Here is a 20,979-nt window from a genome sequence, read left to right as displayed (position 1 = left end):
AGATGAGCGATTTCCATATGGTGGTGTGCGTCAAGGCCGTGCCGGGCAGCACCGAGGTCAAGATGGACCCCAAGACCAATACCATCGTGCGCGATGGCAAGCAGGCGGTCATTAATCCCTTTGATGCGAGCGCTTTGGAATGCGCGCTGGCGCTGAAGGACGACTTTATCGGCTTTGGCATGGATGTGCGCGTGACGGTGGTGTCGATGGGCATCCCCGCGACCGAGTCGCTGCTGCGCGACTGCATCGCTCGAGGCGCCGACGATGCGCTGCTGCTGACCGATCGCGCCTTTGCAGGTGCCGATACCCTGGCAACCACCTATGCCCTCAAGTGCGGCATCGAGGCGCTCGACGAGGACTTCGACCTGCTCATCTGCGGCAAGATGGCGGTGGATGGCGATACGGCCCAGATTGGTCCCGAGCTTGCCGGTGCCTTTGATATTCCCTGCGTGACCGACGTGAGCTGCGTGCAGAGCGCGGGCTTTACGACCTGTGGCTCGCTGGCGCTCGTTCACGGATGCGATGCCGGCGAGGAGACGGTGTACCTTGAGATGCCGTGCGCGATGACGACTGCCAAGGAGATTGGCCAGTTGCGTATGCCGAGTATTGCCGGTATTCGCGCGGCGGAGGAGGCGGACGTGCGCGTGGTCAGTGCCGCCGACGCGAACGCCGACCCCGCGCGTTGCGGTCTTGCCGGGTCGCCGACACAGGTCGTGCGCTCGTTTGTGCCCGACCGTGACCAAACGTGCGAGGCCGTTGAGGGGACGGCGTCCGAGCAGGCGGCAAAGCTTGCCAAGATTATCGAGGGGATGGCATAGATGAGCGGACTGATTATCGATAGCGAAGCCTGTATCGGCTGCGGTCGCTGCGTTCGCGCCTGTGCCTCGGGCGGCATCGTAGTGGAAGGCGAGCGACCCAGCCGATGCGCCCGCGTAACCGACGGCTGCATCCTATGCGGTGGGTGCGTCGACGCCTGCCCTGTCAACGCTATCTCGATCGAGCGTGACGAGGCCGCTGGTGCGGTGGACCTTGATGCATATCGAGACATTTGGGTATTCGCGCAGACCGACGAGCACGATACGGTGACTCCCGTTGCCTATGAGCTTATGGGCAAGGGCCGCGAGCTTGCCGATGCTCGCGACTGCCGTCTGGTGGCACTGATCGGTATGGGTCCCGAGGGTTCTCTCGGCGACCTGGAGCATCTGGTTTGCGCGGGCGCCGACGAAGTCCTGGCCTGTCGCGACGAGCGCCTGCGCCAAAACGATGCGGAGGTCTACGCCCGCTTGATCTGCGATTTGGTAGCCGAACGCAAACCCGAGGCCATCCTATACGGTGCGACCGCTTTTGGCCGCGAACTGGCACCCGGCGTTGCCGTGCGCTTGCAGACGGGCCTTACGGCTGACTGCACCGTACTTTCGATGGATACGGAGACGGGGCTGCTGCAACAGACGCGTCCGGCGTTTGGCGGCAACCTGATGGCCACCATCGTCTGCCCCAATCATCGTCCCCAGATGGCAACGGTTCGTCCCGGCATCTTTAAGGCGCCCGACTTTGACTACGACCGCTCCGGCACGATCACCCAGATATCGCTTGCGGATGATGCTAAGGCTCGTGTCGAGATCTCGATTCCCGCCGAGGAGTGGAGGCAGCAGGCCTCGATCGCCGATGCCGAGCGCTTGGTCGTGGTGGGCCGCGGCATTGGCTCCAAGAAGAATCTGCCCCTGATGCGAAGGCTCGCCGAGGCTCTGGGAGCCGAGCTTGGTTGCACGCGACCTGTCGTGGAGGCCGGCTGGTTGGAGTGTCGCCATCAGATTGGCCAGACCGGCGTATCGGTTTCGCCCAAGCTTCTCGTGAGTATCGGTGTTTCGGGCGCCATCCAGCATCTTGCCGGCATCGGTGGGGCAGAGTGCATTATCGCCATCAACGAGGACCCGGATGCCCCCATCTTTGGTGCTGCCCAGTACAAGGTTGTCGGCGATGCCGTCGAGGTCGTCGAGGAGCTGCTGGCCCAGCTTGAGCGCTAGGCGCGCGCCAGCCAGTCGCGCATCTCGTCCTTAAGGCGGCTCCAAGTCGCCTGCGTGGCGGGGTCGGTAAAGGGCCGCGTAATGCCAAAGGGCGCGTCGAGCAGGCGGTAGATATCGCCCTGCTCGCGCGCCAGCGTGCGGCTCGCTGGATAGACGAGCTCAAACATAAAGCAGATGAGTCCCACCAGGTAGTCCGCCGGCTCGTTGCGCTCGTCGCGCGCGACGCACCGATGCTCGTCAAAGGCGGCAAGCGTCGGTACCGAGAAGCGACTGGCTAGAAACGCGTCCTCATCCACCTTGAGGATGGTATCGACGGTGCTGTCGGCGATGGTGCGCATAATGTCGATCTTGTCGCCATCGCGCACGATATCGCAGAAGCACCGTGTACGCTCGTCGAGTTGTGCCGGCAGGCGAAAGTCGCTGTGATAGGCGATGCTCGCTCGGATGAGCTCGTCATGCGCACCGGTTTCGATAAAGTCACGGATGTTTGTCGTGGCGGGTGCATCGGCGGGATTCTCGCCAAAGAGGACCTCGATGCCCAGCGCCGCATGGCTCATGCTCTCGGCGTCCTTAAAGGTGTCCCAGCGTCGCAGCTGCTCAAAGCGGCCCATATCGTGTAGCAGGCCGCAAAGCCATGCCAGGTCAATATCTTCTGACGACCAGCCCTGCTCGCGCGCTACGGCATCGCATGCCTCGGCCACGTGGTACGTATGCTCGATTTTGAGCGCGATGCGTGGGTTGGTGGCGTTGTAGGCATCGGTGTAGCTTTTGAAGGCCGCGCGCGCCCGGTCTCGATCGATAGCTGTCATAATGACTTCCTAAAAAGTTGTGTCTTTCGATCCGGTGGCAATTGTAGGTGAACTCGGTTGCTGCCGGATGATGATTCTGCCGTGTCGCTACATGCGGCTCGGAGACCTTGTCAGGATGAGAAACGTATGGTGCTCAAAATCGTTAGAACCGTCTGGCCAGTGATGCTTACCTATGTTGCAATAGGCGCGCCGTGCGGAATGATCATGGGGCAGACGGGAATGGAGCCCTGGATGGTCTTTGCTCTAAGCAGTACGTTTGTGACGGGCAGCGGCCAGTTTATGATCTGCAACCTGTGGCTGGCGGGTGTGCCTGCAGCATCGATCGTCGCGAGCGTTGCCGCCATCTCCTCGCGTTTTGCGCTTTACTCGGCATCGATCGCACCGCATCTGAGGGGTGCCTCGAAGCGTCAGACGCTGGCTGTTGCCGCGACACTTACCGAGGAGGCATATGGCATCTCGCTTGCCAAGTTGGTTGAAGGGGAGGATTGGGGCCCGCGCGAGTCCTTTGTGCTCAACGTGATCCTCATCGCAACATGGGGCGTTTCGTGTACGATGGGCGCCATCGTCGGCGCCGTTGTCGATGTTCCCACCGCCATTGCAGCCTTTGTCTGCACCTCGCTCTTTATCTGCCTGCTCTTTTCGCAGCGGCTGTCGCGCGGTAACGTTGTCGCGGCGGTTTCGGGCGCGGTGTCCGTCGCCGTATGCAAGTTCTTGGGCCTCGCGAATATTGCCGTGCCGGCAAGCGTCGTGGTCGGCATTGCCATTGCGCTGGCGTGCGATGCTGTATTTGACGGAAGAGGTGCCCGCGATGCCCGCTAACGAGTTCTTGGTTCTGTGGCTGTCGTCGTGGGCTGCTATCGCGTTCTTTCGCATCGCGCCGGCGTTCGCCTTGCGCGGGCGGACCCTGTCGCCCCGCATTACCGAGGCCCTGGGCTATATCCCGCCCGCTGCCTTTGCCGCGCTGGTCGCCAACGACTTGGTGAACCCCGGCGCGTTCGACGCGGGACTCTGGCCTGCCTTGGTTCCCTGGATTGCGGCCACCGGCGTCGTGGCGGTGGCAATCAAGACAAAGTCGATGTTGTGGTGCTGCGTTTCGGGCATCGTGTTCTATATCGTTTTGAGCCTCGTATAGGAGCAGGACGCGTTATCGTCCCGGCCTAACGAATCGAATTTCTCACCGAGGCGGTCTGCTTCTTCTGGTACCATGGTCAAACTTTACTGTAGCAAAGCGTGACGTGGGCTTTTGTACCCCGTCAGCGGAAATGGGGGTTTCATGGCACAGGAAGCAACCGCCAACGAGCAAAAGAAATTCAAGGTCCCGCGTATCCCGGGCGACATCATGATCTACCCGATGATCGTCGGCCTTCTGCTCAATACCTTCTGCCCGCAGGTCTTTGAGATCGGTGGCTTCTTTACCGCCGCCTGCCGCGGCGGTTCCAACACCATCGTCGCTGCGATCCTGCTCTTCGTGGGTGCCGGCATCAGCTTTAAGTCCACGCCGGGCGCTATCAAGACCGGCATCGTCGTGCTGATTCCCAAGCTTGTTGTCGCGGCGGCCCTTGGCTTGGGTATGGCATATTTCTTTAACGACAACTTCCTGGGCCTGAGCTCCGTGTCTATCATCGGCGGCATCACGTTTTGCAACATGGCGCTCTATACGGGCATCATGGGCGAGTTCGGCGATGAGTCCGAGCAGGGCGCCGTCGGTATCCTGTTCTTTACGGCCGGCCCCGCCGTCACGATGATCATCCTTGGTGTTTCGGGTCTCGCCAACATCCCCGTCGGCACCATCATCGGATCCATCCTGCCGCTTGTTATCGGCATGGTCCTGGGCAACTTGTTCCCGTTTATCAAGAACCTGCTGGTTCCCGGCGCCAATCCCGCGATCGCTGTAATTGGTTTTCAGCTCGGTGCGTCCATGAGCCTTTCGAGCTTCATCGCCGGTGGCATTTCGGGCATCCTGCTGGGCCTCATCACGCTCTTTATCGTCGGTCCCATTACCTTTGCCTTCGAGCGCCTGTGTGGCGGCAATGGTAAGGCGGCTGTGGCATGTTCCACCATTGCCGGCACGGCCATGACCACGCCGGTCGCCCTCGCCGAGGTCGCTCCGCGCTATGCCGAGCTTGCGCCCACCGCGTATGCGCAGATCGCCACTGCCGTCATCATCACGGCAATCATGGCCCCGATTCTGACCGGCTGGGTCGATAAGAAGTTCTGCCAGAGCAAGGAAGACCTGTCGCCTGCCGGTGTCGAGGCCATCGAAGAGGCTGTCGCGACCGACATCGATGGCGAGTAGCAATCGATACCCATCAATGATTCCGGCGTGCAACTCGCGCCGTTTGAGCGCCCGAACGAGAGCTGTCTTGCAGTGACGTTCGGGCGCTCTGCTATTATTCCCCTTACCCCTGCGGAGTAGGGGGTGTTTGTTGCCCAGATTCGAATTGGGCGATTCTGGCCACTTGGATATTGAAGGGAGGGCGTCTAGTGGTAAAGGCACTCAAGATCGAGATATTCCTGCTGTGCATGATTATTCTTATCGGACTTGCCGTACGAAGCCGTCGCTCCCTGTTCTCGAGCACCCAGCAGCTTTTGTTTAGCATGCTGGGCTACACGTCTGCTGCCTACATTTTCTTCGATATGATCTGGACGCTCTCGGACGGCGTGAGCACTCCTGTAGGCATCACGGCCAACTGGATTTCCAACGCGGTTTCGTTTTCGCTGTTCGCCATCGCGTGCCTCATTTGGTTTTTCTATTCCGAGACGATGCAGGGCTCACGGCTCCTGACCACGCCCTATAGGGTGGTACTTTTAACGTTGCCAACCGCATTGGTGGTCGTTCTGGCATTTACCAGCTACTGGACGCACGCTATGTTCTATATCGATGCGCGGGGCGTATATCGTCGCGGAGCGCTTTATATGATTCAGCCTATCGTTAGCTACTGCTACGTCATATATACGTCCTTGCATGCCTTTATTCAGGCTCGAAAAGTCGAAAGCCTGCAAAAGAAGGCCATTTATCGCACCCTCGCCTTTTTTGCGGTTCCCGCTCTGGTGGGCGGTACCTTTCAGATCGTATACTCGGTGCCTGGCCTTTGTGTCGGCATAATGATTAGCATGTTGCTGCTCTATATCATCTGCCGGGAGCAGCTCATCTCGACCGACCCGTTGACTGGCCTCAACAATCGCAACCGTTTTGAGACCTATATGCTGTCGCTCTTCTCAAATGTGGATCAGGCCGAAGATGTATATCTGCTTATGATGGACGCTGACGGCTTTAAGCAGATTAACGATCGCTATGGACATGTGGAGGGTGACCATGCTCTTCAGGTAATATCCGCTGCGCTCAAAGAGGTCTGCTCGGCGTCTGGTGGCTTTATCGCGCGTTATGGTGGCGATGAGTTCGTGGTGCTCCAAAAGGCAGCGGCGGAACAGGACATCATACGTCTGTGCGCGGCAATCAACGACGAGCTCGCGCGCGCCGAGGTGCCGTATCTGTTGCGGATGTCCATCGGCTACGCACGGGTCGGTGACGGCGTCGATACCTGGCAAGACTTGCTTCGCGCTGCCGACGCGGAGCTCTACCGCGTCAAGGCCGAGAAAAAGAAGGCCGGCGTCCAGATACGCTAGGAAAAGGGTCGCACGCTTGCGTGCGTGGCGGCCCTCAGCTCATCGATGTATTCCATTAAGCTAAAGTGTGCGAACGCCCTCCCTAAAAAGGCGAGCTCGCTTGGCTTTTTTGGGTTTGTTGACGATGACGATGCCGCCGCAGACCAACAACAGGGCAACGATGACGGTAACGGGGCTCGTGCCAGCGCCCTCGCCGAGCAGCAGTGCGCTCAACAGCACGCCAAAGACCGGGTTCATAAAGCCAAAGACCGACACGCGGCTGACGGGGTTGACGGCGAGCAGGCGGGACCACAGCGAGTAGGCGACCGCGGAGATAAGCGCCATGTAGATGATGAGCGCGATGGCGGGGGCGATTTCGGTGGGGGACAACGTGCCGCCCATCAAAAACCCGATGGCGGTAAGGACCACGCCACCGACTAAAAACTGCCAGCCGGCGAGCAAGACGCCGTCATGCTCGCGCGAGAAGATGCCAATGAGGCAGGTCGACAGGGCGCCCGCAACAGTGGAGGCCAAGATAAATCCCTCGCCGTCGAGCGTAAAGCCAAAGGTGCCATCCGCGCCCGAAAGGTTGACGAGCGCGACACCGGCAAAGCCCAGTACGCAGCCGAGCACTTTGGCCGCATCGAGCTTTTCGGTGCGAAACGCCAGGGCGGCAAAGAGGATGGCTAGGAAGTTGGCGCTGGCCTCGATGATGGAGCTCGACATGGCGCTGGCGCGCGAGAGGCCCAGATAGAAAAAGAAGTACTGACCGATGGTCTGAAAGAGCGACAAGATAAAGATGGGCTTGATATCGCGTACCTGTGGGACGAGCGGGCGGCGCTGGGCCGCACTCATACCGGCGATAACCAGGATACCGGCAAGCGTGAAGCGCAAACCTGCAAAGAGCAGTTGCGAGGCGCTATCGTGCGCCGGGATACCAAAGAGTGCGTAGCCGATCTTGATGCAGGGAAAGGCCGATCCCCAGAGTGCACAGCAAACAAGACAGCCCAGGATGAGTCCGGGCAGGGTGGCGAGATACGGCTTGCGGCTTTCCATGATGTCCTTCCTACATGCGCGAAGTAAAAAAGAACCCGCCACCGGATGTGTCGGTGGCGGGTGTTGTTACCCGAAGGGATTGTACCCGATGGGAAAGGTTTAAGCGAAGTAGGCCACGCCGCTCTCAAAGATCGGCATGAACTTATCGCCGGGGACATGCTCGGGCACGTTACGGTACAGGTTGTCGCCGCGACGCTCGGCATGGCCCATCTTGCCCAGGACGCGGCCGTCGGGGCTCGTGATGCCCTCGATGGCGAGTGCGGAGCCGTTGGGGTTGACGGAGAGATCCATGCTGGGCTTGCCGTTCTCGCCCACGTACTGCGTGGCGACCTGGCCGTTGGCGATCAGCTGGGTGAGCACTTCGTCATTGGCGACAAAGCGGCCCTCGCCGTGGCTGATGGCGACGGTGTAGGGGTCGTCCAGGCTGCACTGCGACAGCCACGGGGACAGGTTGGACGAGATGCGGGTGCGCACCAGACGGCTCTGATGACGACCGATGGTGTTGAACGTCAACGTGGGCGCATCGGGCGTGGCGTCGACGATGTCGCCATAGGGCACCAGACCGAGCTTGACCAGGGCCTGGAAGCCGTTGCAGATGCCCAGCATCAGGCCGTCGCGGGCCTTGAGCAGGTCGCGAACTGCCTCGGTGACCTCGGGAGCGCGGAAGAACGCCGTGATGAACTTGGCGGAGCCATCGGGCTCGTCGCCGCCCGAGAAGCCGCCGGGGATCATGACGATCTGGCTTGCACGGATGCGGCGGGCAAGCTCGTGGGTGCTCTCGGCGACGGCCTCGGGCGTGAGGTTGTTGATCACGAAGGTGTCGGCTTCGGCACCGGCTGCGCGGAAGGCACGTGCGCTGTCGTACTCACAGTTGTTGCCGGGGAACACGGGGATGATCACGCGCGGACGGGCGATCTTGGCGCCGCTGTACACGTGGATATCCTTGGCGTGGAAGTCGATGGTCTCGACCTCGGGGGTCTCGCCGGCGCTGCGGTAGGCGAAGACGCCCTCGATGCCGCTCTCCCAGGCCTCCTGGAGCTTGGCGAGCTCGATGACCTCGGAGCCGGTGTCGATGACATAGCCCTCGACGGTGGTACCCAGGGGCTCGACGACAACGCCGTCGGCGACCTCGGGCAGCTCGGCGTCCTCGGCGAGCTCGACGATAAAGCTGCCGTAGAGCGGGGTGAAGAGGCTCTCCACGTCCACGTCCTCGGCAAGCTCGATACCGATCTGGTTGCCGACACACATCTTGAAGAGGCTCTCGGCGCCGCAGCCGTAGCCGGGCGTGGAGACGGCCAGGGCGTCGCCGGTAGCAGTGAGCGCCTCGACGGCGTCAAATGCGGCGAGCAGCTGCTGGGCGTCGGGGCGGTAGTCTTCGCCATAGGTGGCGGGGGCGATGCGGACGACGCGGTGCGTGAGGCCCTTGAACTCGGGTGAGACGGCGCGGGCGGCCTTGCCCACGGCGACGGCGAAGCTGATCAGGGTCGGCGGAACGTTGAGCTCGCCGGCCTCGTCCTCAAACGAGCCGCTCATGGAGTCCTTGCCACCGATGGCGCCGGCACCCAGGTCGACTTGGGCCATGAGGGCGCCCAAGACGGCTGCCGTGGGCTTGCCCCAGCGCTCGGCCTCGGTGCGCAGACGCTCGAAGTACTCCTGGAAGGAGAGATAGGCGCGCTTGTGCTCAAAGCCGGCAGCCACGAGCTTGGCGATGGACTCGACCACGGACAGGTAGGCGCCCGCAAACTGGTCGGCCTCCATCAGATAGGGGTTGAAGCCCCATGCCATGGCACTCGCCGTGGTGGTCTCGCCGTCCACGGGGAACTTGGCGACCATGGCCGAGCTGGGGGTGAGCTGCGTCTTGCCGCCAAAGGGCATGAGCACGGTCGCGGCGCCGATGGTGGAGTCGAAGCGCTCGGAAAGACCCTTGTTGGAAGCGACGTTGAGGTCGGTGACGAGCGAGGTCATGCGCTCGGCGAGCGTGGTGCCGGCCCAGCTGGGCTGCCACACGCTACGGGCGCACACGTGGGCGACCTGGTGCTTGGGTGCGCCGTTGGAGTTGAGGAACTCGCGGGACAGGTCGACGATGGCGACGCCGTTCCAGGCCATGCGCATGCGCGGCTCGGCGGTAACCTCGGCGATAACGGTCGCCTCCAGGTTCTCCTCGGCGGCGTAGCCCATGAACTCCTCGACGTCACCGTCGGCGACGGCGCAGGCCATACGCTCCTGGGACTCGGAGATGGCGAGCTCGGTGCCGTCCAGGCCGTCGTACTTCTTGGTCACGGTGTCCAGGTCGACATACAGGCCGTCGGCAAGCTCGCCCACAGCGACCGAGACGCCGCCGGCGCCAAAGTCGTTGCAGCGCTTGATCAGGCGGCAGGCGTCGCCGCGGCGGAAGAGGCGCTGCAGCTTGCGCTCGACCGGGGCGTTGCCCTTCTGGACCTCGGCGCCCGAGGTCTCGATGGACTCGGTGTTCTGGGTCTTGGAGGAGCCGGTGGCACCGCCGATGCCGTCACGGCCGGTGCGGCCGCCCAGCAGGATGATCTTGTCGGTGGGGGCGGGGCACTCGCGGCGCACGTGGTTTGCCGGGGTAGCGCCCACGACGGCGCCGACCTCCATGCGCTTGGCCACGTAGCCGGGGTGATAGAGCTCGTTGACCTGACCGGTGGCAAGGCCGATCTGGTTGCCGTAGCTGGAGTAGCCGGCGGCGGCAGTAGTCACGAGCTTGCGCTGCGGCAGCTTGCCCTCGAGCGTCTCGGAAACCGGGACGGTGGGGTCGCCGGCGCCGGTGACGCGCATGGCCTGGTACACATAGCTGCGGCCCGAGAGCGGGTCACGGATAGCGCCGCCCACGCAGGTGGCGGCACCGCCGAAGGGCTCGATCTCGGTCGGGTGGTTGTGGGTCTCGTTCTTAAAGAGGAATAGCCAGTCCTGGTCCTCGCCATCGACATCGACCTTCACCTTGACGGTGCAGGCGTTGATCTCCTCGGACTCATCGACATCGGTCATGACGCCGGTCTTCTTGAGGTACTTGGCGCCGATGGTGCCCATGTCCATGAGGCAGACGGGCTTGGCGTCGCGACCGAGCTCATGGCGCATCTCCATGTAGCGGTCGAAGGCCTGCTGCACCACGGCGTCGTCGATCGTCACGTCGTCCAGGACGGTGCCGAAAGTGGTGTGGCGGCAGTGGTCGGACCAATAGGTGTCGATTACGCGGATCTCGGTGATGGTGGGGTCGCGGTCCTCATCGCGGAAGTACTGCTGGCAGAAGGCGATGTCTGCCTCGTCCATGGCAAGGCCGCGATCGGCGATAAAGGCGGCAAGGCCGGCCTCGTCGAGCTTGCGGAAGCCGTCGAGCACCTCGACGGGCTGGGGCTCGGGAGTCTCCATGTACAGCGTCTCGGGCAGGTCGAGCGAGGCGATGCGGGCCTCGACGGGATTCACCACGTAGTGCTTGATGGCCTCGATGGCGGCCTCGTCCAGAGCGCCCGAGATCATATAGACCTTGGCGGAGCGCACGGCGGGGCGCTCACCCTGGCTGATGAGCTGCACGCACTCGCTGGCGGAGTCGGCGCGCTGGTCAAACTGGCCAGGCAGGAACTCGACGGCAAAGACGGCGCCATCGCTTGCGGGGAGTTCGTCGTAGGTCACATCGACCTGGGGCTCGCTAAAGACGGTCGGCACGCAGGAGCGGAAAAGCTCCTCGTCGATGCCCTCGACGTCGTAGCGGTTGATGATCCTCAGGGCCTCGATGCCCTTGATGCCGAGAATTTCGGTCAGCTCGCCCTTGAGCTGCTGAGCCTCGACGTCGAACCCGGGTTTCTTCTCCACGTAGATACGAGAGACCATTGGTTCCTGCCTTCCTGATCGGTTGGGCGTACGGTACGGTATGCGGCAGCGGTCGGTTTGCGGGGTCTGCCCTGCGGTCGCCTTGAGCCACATGTTTGTAAACCTCACTATGATACGACAGCTCGCGGCGCGTTGAGGACGGCGAGGGTGCTACAGTGAAGCGCAAACAAGAGAAAGGCATCACATGGCATTCGTTTCGCTCGCCATCATCGCACTCGTGGCCTTTGCGAGTCCTTTTATCGCCTCGGCGATTCCCGGAAAACCCGTTCCCGAGACGGTCTTTTTGCTCGTGCTCGGCGCGGTGCTGGGACCCCATATGCTCGGCGTCATCCATGTAGATGCCGAGGTCTCGCTTGTGTCCGAGCTGGGCCTGGCCTTCTTGTTCCTGCTTGCCGGCTTTGAGATCGACCCCAAGAGCATCACGGGCGTCGAGGGGCGCTACGGCTTGGCGACGTGGGTCGTCACGTTTGGTATCGCCTGGCTTGCCGTACGCTTTACCCCGTGGTTCTCGGTCAGTCATTTCGACGGTATCGCCGTGACGCTTGCCCTCACTTCGACGGCGCTCGGTACGCTCGTGCCCATCATGCGTGAGCGCTCGCTCACCGGCACGCGCGTGGGCGACTCGATTCTCGCGTATGGCACCTGGGGTGAGCTCGGCCCTGTGCTTGCCATGTCGGTGCTGCTGTCTGCCCGCACCGGCATCCAAACGCTTGTAATCCTTGGCTTGTTTGCGGTGGTCTGCGTGTTGCTGGCCGTGGTCCCGAGCCGCTCCAAGCGCGTCGGCAGCCGCTTCTTTGCGTTTGTCGAGGAACGCGCCGATACCACGTCGCAGACCTTCGTGCGCCTGACGGTGCTCATCCTGGTCACGCTCGTGGCGTTCTCGGCTGTCTTTGATCTCGACATCGTGTTGGGTTCTTTTGCCGCCGGCTTTGTCTTGCGCTACATCATCCCCGAGGGCAACCATACGCTCGAGACCAAGCTCGATGGCCTGGCCTACGGCTTTTTGATTCCGGTATTCTTTACCGTATCGGGCGCAAAGATCGATCTGACGGCCGTGGCGTCGCGCCCGGGTCTGCTCGTGGGCTTTATCGTGGCGTTGTTGATTATTCGTGCCGTGCCCATTCTTATTTCCATGAGCATTTGTCCTGCGACGCGCGATGTGTCGGCGTATGGCCGCATTACCGTGGCCCTGTACTGCACCACGGCCCTGCCGATCATCGTTGCCGTTACGAGCGTTGCCGTCAACGCGGGCGCGCTGTCGCAAGATATTGCGTCGGTCATGGTTGCCGCCGGTGCCATCACGGTGTTCTTGATGCCGTTGCTCGCGCAGCTCTTCTACCGCGTGGTCGACGCCGCGCCGGTCGCCGCCGTGGCAGAAGTTGCCGAGCATCCATCCGATGCGCTCGACATCCTGCGCGCCCATCACGATTTGGCGAGCCTGCTCGCACGTGAGCACGAGCTGCTGACTTCGCATGGCCATGGTCGCGTATTCGAGGGCCTGCCTACGCTCGATACGATTGCCGAGCGTCTTTCCGCCGAGGCAGCGAGCGGCCACATCGATGCCCGCATCGTGGACGCGGCGCATCTTCTTGCCGATAAGACCTATGGTGATGAGGTTGACCCGTCCGAGCTGACTCCGCGTGAGCGCCGCCGCTTGGAGCGCGCCAAGCTCGCCGTGCGCGAATATCGCCGCCGCATGCTAGAGCTCTACGCGCGCGATGAAGCCCAGGACGACGACGGCAGGTAGTCGATACCCTCTCGGGGAAGCCGCGTCCCGCTTTGAAGGCTCGGAACGGGATGCGGTTTCCGCATCGGCCCCCATCGGGAAGCCACATCCCAGAATGGACACTCAGAGTGGGATGCAGTTTCCGCTTTGGACCCCTGCCGGAAAGCGCGTCCCAGTCTGAAGGTTCAAAATGGGATGTGGTTTCCGAAACAGGGACCGTTGGGAAGCTGTGTCCCGGAATGGGCGCCTGGAGTGGGATGCCGTTTCCGCAGGAGGCCCATTGCGGAAACGGTGTCCCAGAATCGACGTTCAAAACGGGGTGCAGTTTCCGCAAGGAGGTCCTGGGGAAACCGTGCCCCGTTCTGAGCTGAAATACCGGGACGCAACTTCCCTTACAAATAGAACAAGGCGCGCTGCCTGCGGTTGATGCAGGCAGCGCGCCTTTTGCGTTGGGCCTCGTTGAGGTTCGAAGTCGTGGCTTGCGACCTTTAGGAACGGGCGGCTCCGTCGACGGGGAGCACGGCGCCCGTGACATAGGAGGACATGTCGCTCGCCAGGAAAACGAAGGCGTTGGCGACATCCTCGGGCTCGCCCATGCGGCCGAGCGGAATAGTGGCGATGATGGGCTTGATGACCTCTTCGGGCAGGTTGGCGACCATGTCAGTCTTAGTCACGCCAGGGGCAACGGCGTTGACGCGAATACCCATAGGGGCGAGCTCGCGCGAGAGCGACTGGACCATGCCGTTGACGGCAAACTTGGACGTTGGATAGCCGACGCCAGAGGGCTGGCCGTACTTGGCGACCATCGAGCTCGTGGTAGTGATGGTGCCGCCGTGGCCGGCCTCGGTCATAATCTTGGCGGCCGCCTGGTGACCGTTAAAGACAGCGACGACGTTGAGGTCCATGACTTTGGCGAACTCCTCGGCCGTGTAGTTGAGCAGCGGCGAGCGCTGGGAGATTCCGGCGTTGTTGACGACCGTGTCCAAGCCGCCCATGTCGGCTGCAGCCTGGGTAAAGGCCTCGGTCACGGCCTCGAGCGAGGTGAGGTCGCAGGAGCGGCCCCAGACCTTGGCGTCGGGATAGGCGGCTGTCAGCTTCTCAACGGCCGCACCGGCGGTCTCCTGACGCGAGCCAAAGACGGTGACGGCGGCGCCCTCCTCGATAAAACGGCAGGCGATGGCATAGCCGATACCGCGCGTGCCTCCGGTGATGATCGCTTTCTTGCCCTCGAGCAACATGGTGCTTCCTCTCATCGCGGGCGGACATTCGCAGCACAGCGTAGCGGTAGCCGGAATCGGTCGCGTCTGCATATCGGTGAACGGTAGCCCGCGTTACTGATGAGCGGTTCGCGCAAATGTACTCTGCCGTTGTGCTTGGGGCAGGAGACAAAAGGGCTCCCGTCCCACATCGGACGGGAGCCCTCAAAGCGTGTATTGCTGCTAGGCAAGCGTTGGATTAGTTGGCCATAACACCTTCGGTCCAGGCCTCGACGTCCTCGATGCGCAGGACGTTGGCGACCTCGGCCACGCAGTCGACGCTGGCAAGCTCGGCGGCGGCAGCCTGGACGTCCTTCTCGAGTGCGCGGTGCGTCAGGAAGATGACCGAGCAGGCATCGCTGACGCCCGACTTGCCGTCCTCGACCTGGTTGATGAGCGAGATCGAGATGTTGTGCTTGGCAAAGATGTCGACCGTCTCGGACAGGGCGCCCACGCGGTCGGCGACCTTCAGGCGCACATAGTACTTGGTCTGGAGCTCGTCCATAGGCTTAAAGGCGAGGTTGTGACCATAGGGCTCAATCTCGGGCAGCGGAGCCACGCCGCGGCTGATCTGCTCGGAGAGCGACAGGATATCGCCCACGACGGCGCTCGCGGTGGGGAAGGAGCCTGCGCCGGCACCGTAGAACATGGTCTCGCCCACGGCGTCGCCTACCACGTAGACAGCGTTCATGGCACCGTTGACCTTGGCAAGCATGTGGTCGGCGGGGATCAGCGTGGGATGCACGCGGACGTCGACGCCGGCTTCGGTGTTGCGTGCGATGCCCAGCAGCTTGATGGTGTAGCCGAGCTCGCGGGCCTGGGCAATGTCCTCGGCGCCGATGGTACGGATACCCTGCTGGTAGACATCGTCGGTGGTCACGCGGGTGCCAAAGCCGATGGAAGCGAGGATTGCCGTCTTGCTGGCGGCGTCGAAGCCGTCGACGTCGGCGGACGGGTCGGCCTCGGCATAGCCCTTTGCCTGGGCGTCGGCGAGCACGTCAGCGTAATCGGCGCCCTCGGCGTCCATGCGCGACAGGATGTAGTTGGTGGTGCCGTTGAGAATGCCAGCGATGGTCAGGATCTTGTTGCCCACCAGGTCGTGCTCGAGCGTGCTGACAATGGGGATGCCACCGCCGCAGCTGGCCTCGCACTTAATCTGCACGCCGCACGCGCGCGCCTTCTCGGCGAGCGTCTCGACATGACGGCCCAGCAGGGCCTTGTTGGCAGAGACGACGTGCTTGCCGTTCTCGAAGGCGGTGGTGAAGATTTCGGTTGCGGGGTGCTCGCCGCCGATCAGCTCGACGACGATGTCGACGGCGGGGTCGGTGACGACGTCGTGCCAGTCACTCGTAAAGGCCTCGCGCTCAATGCCTGCCGCCTCGGCCTGCTCCCAAGCAAGCGCGCAGGCGCGGGTCAGCTTAAGGTCGATGCCGTAGGCTGCCAGATACTCATCGTGGTGGCTCTTGATCAGACGGGCCACGCCGCCGCCGACGGTTCCCAGACCGATCAGACCGACGTTCACGGTGCGCAGGGGTTCGCTCATAGATAGCTCCTTCGTGCATCTTATGGATGGATTAACCGCTTAAAGGTTGAGTGCATTCTAGCGTGAACCGAGGGCGCGTGCTCGCCAGGCAACAGGAGTCGCACAAAACGGCACCCCCGAAACGCTGCGGAAACATTGGAAACATGCTCGCTACAAACGGAACTCCGTAACAAACTGTCAACGTTTGCACCATAAGGTTTGCTTTACCGACCCCACCATGGGCACGAGCGCCGCTAAGTATTTGGCCGAGAAGTACGCGGATGCCAAGACCGCCCTGTTCTACAACTCCGGCGATACGTATGGCTCGGGCGTTGCCGATGCCTTTGCCAGGCAGGCCAAGGCATCCAAGCTCGACATCGTCGATACCGAGACCTTTAAGGACGATTCCGTCACGTGCTTTACCAATCAGCTCACCAGGGCTATGCGAAAGATCAAGATCGAGGGCCTGACTGGCGAGCTCACGTGGAACGACGAGGGCCAGGTCGAAAAGCCCGCTACGGCCTATGTGATCCAGGACGGCAAGTACATCGCCGCCTAGGTGCGCGCAAAACGCGACCGGCGAGGCCGTTTTAATCAGGGCAGGGACGCTTGTAACAGAACGGAAACAATACTTTCACACAATAAAGTGGCTAAACTGCATAAACTGATAGAAATACGCACAAATATGGATAAATGGACAAAACAAAAGAAAAGTTGGAATAATCGCCACTTTTCTCAACTAAAGCGTCTACTATTTTGCGAACGCCGAACACGGCGAAGGATGGCCTGTCGGGTAACCGAAACCCGACGAGATTTGAGAGGAGAGCCGCATGTCGAGCCTCACCGGTAAGTCATTGAACCCTGTTATGAATCGCAGGAGCGTTATCGCGAGCGCAGCAGGTCTGGGGGCGATGTCCATTCTAGCTGGCTGCTCCTCCAACGGCGGCGACAGCGGTTCCGCGTCGGCCGACGGTTCCTTTAAGATCGGCACCATCGGACCGCTGACCGGCGCCAACGCGTCCTACGGCAAGTCCGTTACCCAGGGCGTCGAGCTTGGCTGCAAGGATTTCTCGACCAAGGAGCTGCCGCTTGCCAGCAAGGCCGAAGATGACCAGGCCGATGGCGAGAAGGCCGTCAACGCCTTCAACACCCTGCTCGACTGGGGCATGCAGGCCCTCGTCGGCCCGACCACCACGGGTGCGTCGGTTGCCGTTGCCGCAGAGTGCGGTAACGACCCCAAGACGTTCATGATCACCCCGTCCGCGTCCTCCGAGGACGTCACCGACGGCAAGGATTGCGTCTTCCAGGTTTGCTTCACCGACCCCAACCAGGGCGTCAACGCTGCCAAGTTCCTGGCGCAGAAGTATGCGGACGAGAAGTTCGTGCTGTTCTATAACTCCGGCGACGCCTATTCTTCGGGCATCGCAGATTCTTTTAAGGCCCAGGCCGCTGAGTCCAAGCTCGAGATTGTTGACGAGGAGACCTTTAAGGACGACTCCGCCACGAGCTTTACCAACCAGCTGACCAAGGCCAAGCAGGCCGGCGCCACCATGATCTTTGCGCCGATCTACTACACGCCGGCGTCCGTCCTGCTCAAGAACGCCAAGGACATGGGCTACGACGTCAAGATGATGGGCTGCGACGGCATGGACGGCATCCTGGGCGTTGAGGGCTTCGACACCTCTCTTGCTGAGGGTCTGCTGCTCATGACTCCGTTCTCCGCCGACGACGAGAAGAACGCCGACTTCGTCAACGCTTACAAGGATAAGTACGGCGATACCCCCGACCAGTTTGCCGCCGACGCCTACGACGGCGTGCACGCGGTGGCCGAGGCCCTCAAGGAGGCCGGTCTTGGTGTCGACGCCGACCCGACCGAGGCCGCCGAGAAGCTGTCCAAGGCTATGCTCAAGATTACCGTTGACGGTCTGACCGGCAAGCTCACCTGGAACGATAAGGGCCAGGTCCAGAAGGAGCCCACGGCGTACGTCATCACCGACGGCAAGTACGTACAGGCCTAATTGGCCGCCTTACATAGAGCGGTTTTGATCCCAAGCAGGGGAGGTTTTGGCCTTCCCTGCTTGCTTGGTATCTAGGGACAGTGTAACGTCCCTGTTTCATACATTAACTGGAAACCTATTCGAAAGGGGGATGTGGAACATGACGGTCTTTATCCAATACCTGGTCAACGGCCTGTCCATGGGCAGCGTCTACGCCATCATCGCGTTGGGCTACACCATGGTCTACGGTATCGCCAAGATGCTGAACTTCGCTCACGGCGACGTTATCATGGTCGGTGCCTATGTCTCGTTCTGTGCCACGTCGTATCTCGGCCTCCCGGGCTGGGCATCTGTAATTCTTTCTTGTGTGGTCTGCACGGTCCTCGGTGTTCTCATCGAGGGTCTGGCCTATAACCCGCTGCGCCAAGCAGGCCCGCTGGCCGTTCTGATCACGGCTATCGGCGTGTCTTACTTCCTGCAGAACGCCGCGCAGCTTCTGTGGGGCGCCACGCCCAAGAACTTCACTTCGCTCGTCACCTTCCAGGTGCCGGAGTTCTTGGCCAAGTTCAACGTAAGCGCCGTCTCGCTCGTCACCATCGTCGCCTGCCTGGTTATCATGGCCGGCCTGATGTTCTTTACAGGTAAGACCAAGATGGGCAAGGCCATGCGCGCCGTGTCCGAGGACAAGGCCGCCGCTCAGCTCATGGGCATCAACGTCAACCGCACCATCTCGATGACGTTTGCCATCGGCTCGGCGCTTGCCGCCATCGCCGGCGTGCTCCTGTGCTCCTACTCGCCGGTGCTGCAGCCCACGACGGGTGCCATGCCTGGCATCAAGGCCTTCGACGCCGCCGTCTTCGGCGGCATCGGCTCCATCCCCGGTGCCTTTGTCGGTGGCATTCTCATCGGCATCATCGAGGCGATGGCGCAGGCTTACATTTCCACGAGCCTTGCCAACTCCATCGTCTTTGGTGTTCTGATCATCGTCCTGCTCGTCAAGCCTGCCGGCCTCTTGGGCAAGTACGTCCCCGAGAAGGTGTAGGTGAGCGTTATGAAGTTTCTTAAAGACAAGCAGACGCGTCACGACTTTGTTACGTACGCCATGTGCCTTGTGGCGTTCGCCATCGTGTTCTTTATGCAGTCTAACCACATGATTCCGCGCATGATCGCCGGTCAGCTGGTTCCCATTACGGCCTACATCGTCATGGCTATCTCCCTTAACCTCGTCGTCGGCATCGCGGGCGACTTGTCGCTGGGTCATGCGGGCTTTATGAGTGTCGGTGCCTACACGGGCATCGTCACCGCCGTCGCGCTGGAGAGCGCCGTTCCCTCCGATCCGGTGCGCCTTATCATCAGCATCGTGGTCGGTGCTATCGCCGCCGCCATCCTGGGCTTCTTGATCGGCATTCCGGTCCTGCGCCTGAGCGGCGACTACCTGGCTATCGTGACGCTGGCCTTTGGCGAGATCATCAAAGAGATCGTCACCTGCCTTATCGTGGGCGTCGACTCCCGCGGCCTGCATGTGATCTTTAACATCACGGGCAACTCCACGATCGACGACCTGCATCTGCTCGAGGACGGCACCGCCATCATCAAGGGCGCGCAGGGCGCATCAGGCGTGTCGACCTACTCGACCTTCCTCGCCGGCGCAATCCTGGTTATGGTCGCGCTCGTGATTGTGCTCAACCTGGTTCGCAGCCGTACCGGCCGTGCCATTATGGCCGTGCGCGACAACAAGATTGCAGCCGAGTCCGTGGGTATCTCCGTCACCCAGTACCGCATGATCGCCTTCGTGGTTTCCGCTGCCCTCGCCGGTGCTGCCGGAGCTCTCTTCGGCGGTAACTTCTCGCAGCTTTCCGCCACTAAGTTCGACTTCAATACGTCCATCCTTATCCTGGTGTTCGTGGTCCTGGGCGGCCTGGGCAATATGCGCGGCTCCGTTATCGCGGCGGCGTTGCTCACGGTACTTCCCGAGCTGCTCCGTCAGTTCTCGGACTACCGCATGCTCATCTACGCTATCGTGCTGATCCTGGTCATGATCTTTACCAACAACCCGCAGCTCAAGGCGTTCTTCGGTCGCGTCAAGGACCGCTTTGCTCCCAAGAAGGAGGTGGCAGCCGATGCCCAGTAAATTTGAGTTCAAGAAGGGCAAGATGGTCCCGTATCCTTCTGGCGCCATCGTTCCCGACCGCGACTTGGGCCAACGCCCTGCACTCGAGTGCATCCACCTGGGCATTGAGTTCGGTGGCCTTAAGGCAGTCGACGACTTTAGCCTGACTATCGGCAAGACCGAGATCGCCGGTCTGATCGGTCCCAACGGCGCCGGCAAGACCACGGTCTTCAACCTGCTCACCAAGGTGTACCAGCCCACGCATGGCACCATCCTGCTCGACGGCGAGGACACCTCGGGCAAGTCGGTCTACCAGGTCAACCGCATGGGTATTGCCCGTACCTTCCAGAACATTCGCCTATTCAACACCATGACGGTGGAGGATAACGTCAAGGTCGGTCTGCATAACCAGGAGCGTTACTCCGGCTTTGAGGGCGTGCTGCGCCTGCCGACGTATTGGAAGCACGAGAAGGCTGCTCACGAGCGCGCCATGGAGCTGCTGTCCATCTTTGATATGGAGCATCTGGCAAACGAGCAGGCCGGATCGCTGCCTTACGGCGCTCAGCGTCGTCTGGAGATCGTCCGCGCGCTTGCCACCAACCCCAAGCTACTGCTGCTCGACGAGCCTGCTGCCGGCATGAACCCGTCCGAGACCGCGGAGCTCATGGAGAACATCGTCAAGATTCGCGACACCTTTGGCATTGCCATCATGCTTATCGAGCATGATATGTCGCTCGTTATGAACATCTGCGAGGGCATCTGCGTGCTCAACTTTGGTAAGGTCATCGCCAAGGGCACGGCAGAGGAAATCCAGAACAACGACGCTGTTATCGAGGCATATCTGGGCAAGCAGGATAAGGGGGAGAACTAAATGGCAGAGCCGATGCTTTCCGTCTACAACATCAACGTCTGGTACGGCGCCATCCACGCCATCAAGGACATCTCCTTTAACGTTAACGAGGGCGAGATCGTGGCCTTGATTGGTGCCAACGGTGCCGGCAAGTCCACAACGCTCAAGACCGTCTCG

The 20,979-nt window shown here is 61.5% G+C and carries 18 protein-coding genes; 13 read left to right on the top strand and 5 right to left on the bottom strand.

Annotated features, from left to right (window positions below; all coding sequences use genetic code 11):
- Positions 1–2 precede the first annotated feature (2 nt).
- Both AB5405_RS04925 and AB5405_RS04920 read left to right on the top strand, forming a co-directional pair.
- Positions 3–818, top strand: coding sequence for an electron transfer flavoprotein subunit beta/FixA family protein (locus AB5405_RS04925; protein WP_368137769.1), 816 nt, complete (start codon positions 3–5; stop codon positions 816–818).
- A complete protein-coding gene (locus tag AB5405_RS04920; protein WP_117769803.1) occupies positions 819–2,024 on the top strand; it encodes an electron transfer flavoprotein subunit alpha in 1,206 nt (401 codons plus the stop codon). It abuts the gene before it with no gap.
- Here the strand turns inward: AB5405_RS04920 and AB5405_RS04915 are convergent.
- Positions 2,021–2,833 (bottom strand): HD domain-containing protein, encoded by an 813-nt coding sequence (locus AB5405_RS04915; RefSeq protein ID WP_368137768.1) that lies wholly within the window; start codon positions 2,831–2,833, stop codon positions 2,021–2,023. The two genes, AB5405_RS04920 and AB5405_RS04915, sit on opposite strands and share 4 nt — an antisense overlap.
- A 126-nt stretch (positions 2,834–2,959) precedes the next feature.
- Here AB5405_RS04915 and AB5405_RS04910 point away from each other — a divergent pair, with 126 nt between their 5' ends.
- The 4 genes from AB5405_RS04910 to AB5405_RS04895 all read left to right on the top strand — a co-directional run bounded on the left by AB5405_RS04910 (position 2,960) and on the right by AB5405_RS04895 (position 6,460).
- Positions 2,960–3,652, top strand: a complete 693-nt coding sequence (locus AB5405_RS04910) for an AzlC family ABC transporter permease (protein WP_138375065.1) — start codon at positions 2,960–2,962, stop codon at positions 3,650–3,652.
- Positions 3,642–3,965, top strand: coding sequence for an AzlD domain-containing protein (locus AB5405_RS04905; RefSeq protein WP_055310541.1), 324 nt, complete (start codon positions 3,642–3,644; stop codon positions 3,963–3,965). Before AB5405_RS04910 ends, AB5405_RS04905 begins: the two co-directional genes overlap by 11 nt.
- Positions 3,966–4,106: 141 nt before the next feature.
- A complete protein-coding gene (locus tag AB5405_RS04900) occupies positions 4,107–5,129 on the top strand; it encodes a 2-keto-3-deoxygluconate permease (RefSeq protein WP_368137767.1) in 1,023 nt (340 codons plus the stop codon).
- 188 nt (positions 5,130–5,317) lie between these two features.
- Positions 5,318–6,460, top strand: coding sequence for a GGDEF domain-containing protein (locus AB5405_RS04895; protein ID WP_368137766.1), 1,143 nt, complete (start codon positions 5,318–5,320; stop codon positions 6,458–6,460).
- Between the two features lie 60 nt (positions 6,461–6,520).
- Here AB5405_RS04895 and AB5405_RS04890 read toward each other — a convergent pair whose 3' ends face one another.
- Together AB5405_RS04890 and AB5405_RS04885 are read right to left on the bottom strand one after the other, a co-directional pair.
- Entirely contained in the window at positions 6,521–7,495 is a 975-nt protein-coding gene (locus AB5405_RS04890) for a DMT family transporter (RefSeq protein WP_368137765.1), read from the bottom strand.
- Positions 7,496–7,594: 99 nt separating this feature from the next.
- Complete coding sequence (locus AB5405_RS04885; protein WP_368137764.1) at positions 7,595–11,341, bottom strand: phosphoribosylformylglycinamidine synthase; 3,747 nt, start codon at positions 11,339–11,341, stop codon at positions 7,595–7,597.
- Between the two features lie 184 nt (positions 11,342–11,525).
- On the opposite strand from AB5405_RS04885, the gene AB5405_RS04880 reads away from it, so the two are divergent.
- A complete protein-coding gene (locus AB5405_RS04880) occupies positions 11,526–13,088 on the top strand; it encodes a cation:proton antiporter domain-containing protein (protein WP_368137763.1) in 1,563 nt (520 codons plus the stop codon).
- A gap of 467 nt (positions 13,089–13,555) precedes the next feature.
- Here AB5405_RS04880 and AB5405_RS04875 read toward each other — a convergent pair whose 3' ends face one another.
- Entirely contained in the window at positions 13,556–14,305 is a 750-nt protein-coding gene (locus AB5405_RS04875; protein ID WP_368137762.1) for an SDR family NAD(P)-dependent oxidoreductase, read from the bottom strand.
- A gap of 217 nt (positions 14,306–14,522) precedes the next feature.
- Entirely contained in the window at positions 14,523–15,866 is a 1,344-nt protein-coding gene (locus AB5405_RS04870; protein WP_195568612.1) for a homoserine dehydrogenase, read from the bottom strand.
- Positions 15,867–16,050: 184 nt separating this feature from the next.
- Here AB5405_RS04870 and AB5405_RS04865 point away from each other — a divergent pair, with 184 nt between their 5' ends.
- The 6 genes from AB5405_RS04865 to AB5405_RS04840 form a co-directional block, all read left to right on the top strand.
- A complete protein-coding gene (locus tag AB5405_RS04865; protein WP_368137761.1) occupies positions 16,051–16,404 on the top strand; it encodes a type 1 periplasmic-binding domain-containing protein in 354 nt (117 codons plus the stop codon).
- 271 nt (positions 16,405–16,675) lie between these two features.
- The gene (locus AB5405_RS04860; protein WP_368137760.1) at positions 16,676–17,863 is read left to right on the top strand and encodes an ABC transporter substrate-binding protein; all 1,188 of its coding nucleotides are present in this window, start codon (positions 16,676–16,678) and stop codon (positions 17,861–17,863) included.
- Between the two features lie 139 nt (positions 17,864–18,002).
- Complete coding sequence (locus AB5405_RS04855; protein WP_368137759.1) at positions 18,003–18,884, top strand: branched-chain amino acid ABC transporter permease; 882 nt, start codon at positions 18,003–18,005, stop codon at positions 18,882–18,884.
- 9 nt (positions 18,885–18,893) lie between these two features.
- Positions 18,894–19,973: a branched-chain amino acid ABC transporter permease gene (locus tag AB5405_RS04850; RefSeq protein WP_368137758.1), complete on the top strand. Its 1,080-nt coding sequence runs from the start codon at positions 18,894–18,896 to the stop codon at positions 19,971–19,973.
- Entirely contained in the window at positions 19,963–20,823 is an 861-nt protein-coding gene (locus AB5405_RS04845; protein ID WP_271748688.1) for an ABC transporter ATP-binding protein, read from the top strand. Before AB5405_RS04850 ends, AB5405_RS04845 begins: the two co-directional genes overlap by 11 nt.
- 12 nt (positions 20,824–20,835) lie before the next feature.
- On the top strand, positions 20,836–20,979 hold a 144-nt coding region (locus tag AB5405_RS04840; RefSeq protein ID WP_368137776.1), incomplete at its 3' end, for an ATP-binding cassette domain-containing protein.

The sequence above is a fragment of the Collinsella aerofaciens genome (assembly GCF_040920445.1).
GTDB lineage: Bacteria > Actinomycetota > Coriobacteriia > Coriobacteriales > Coriobacteriaceae > Collinsella > Collinsella aerofaciens_BH.
This window is presented reverse-complemented; position numbering and strand designations above follow the sequence as displayed.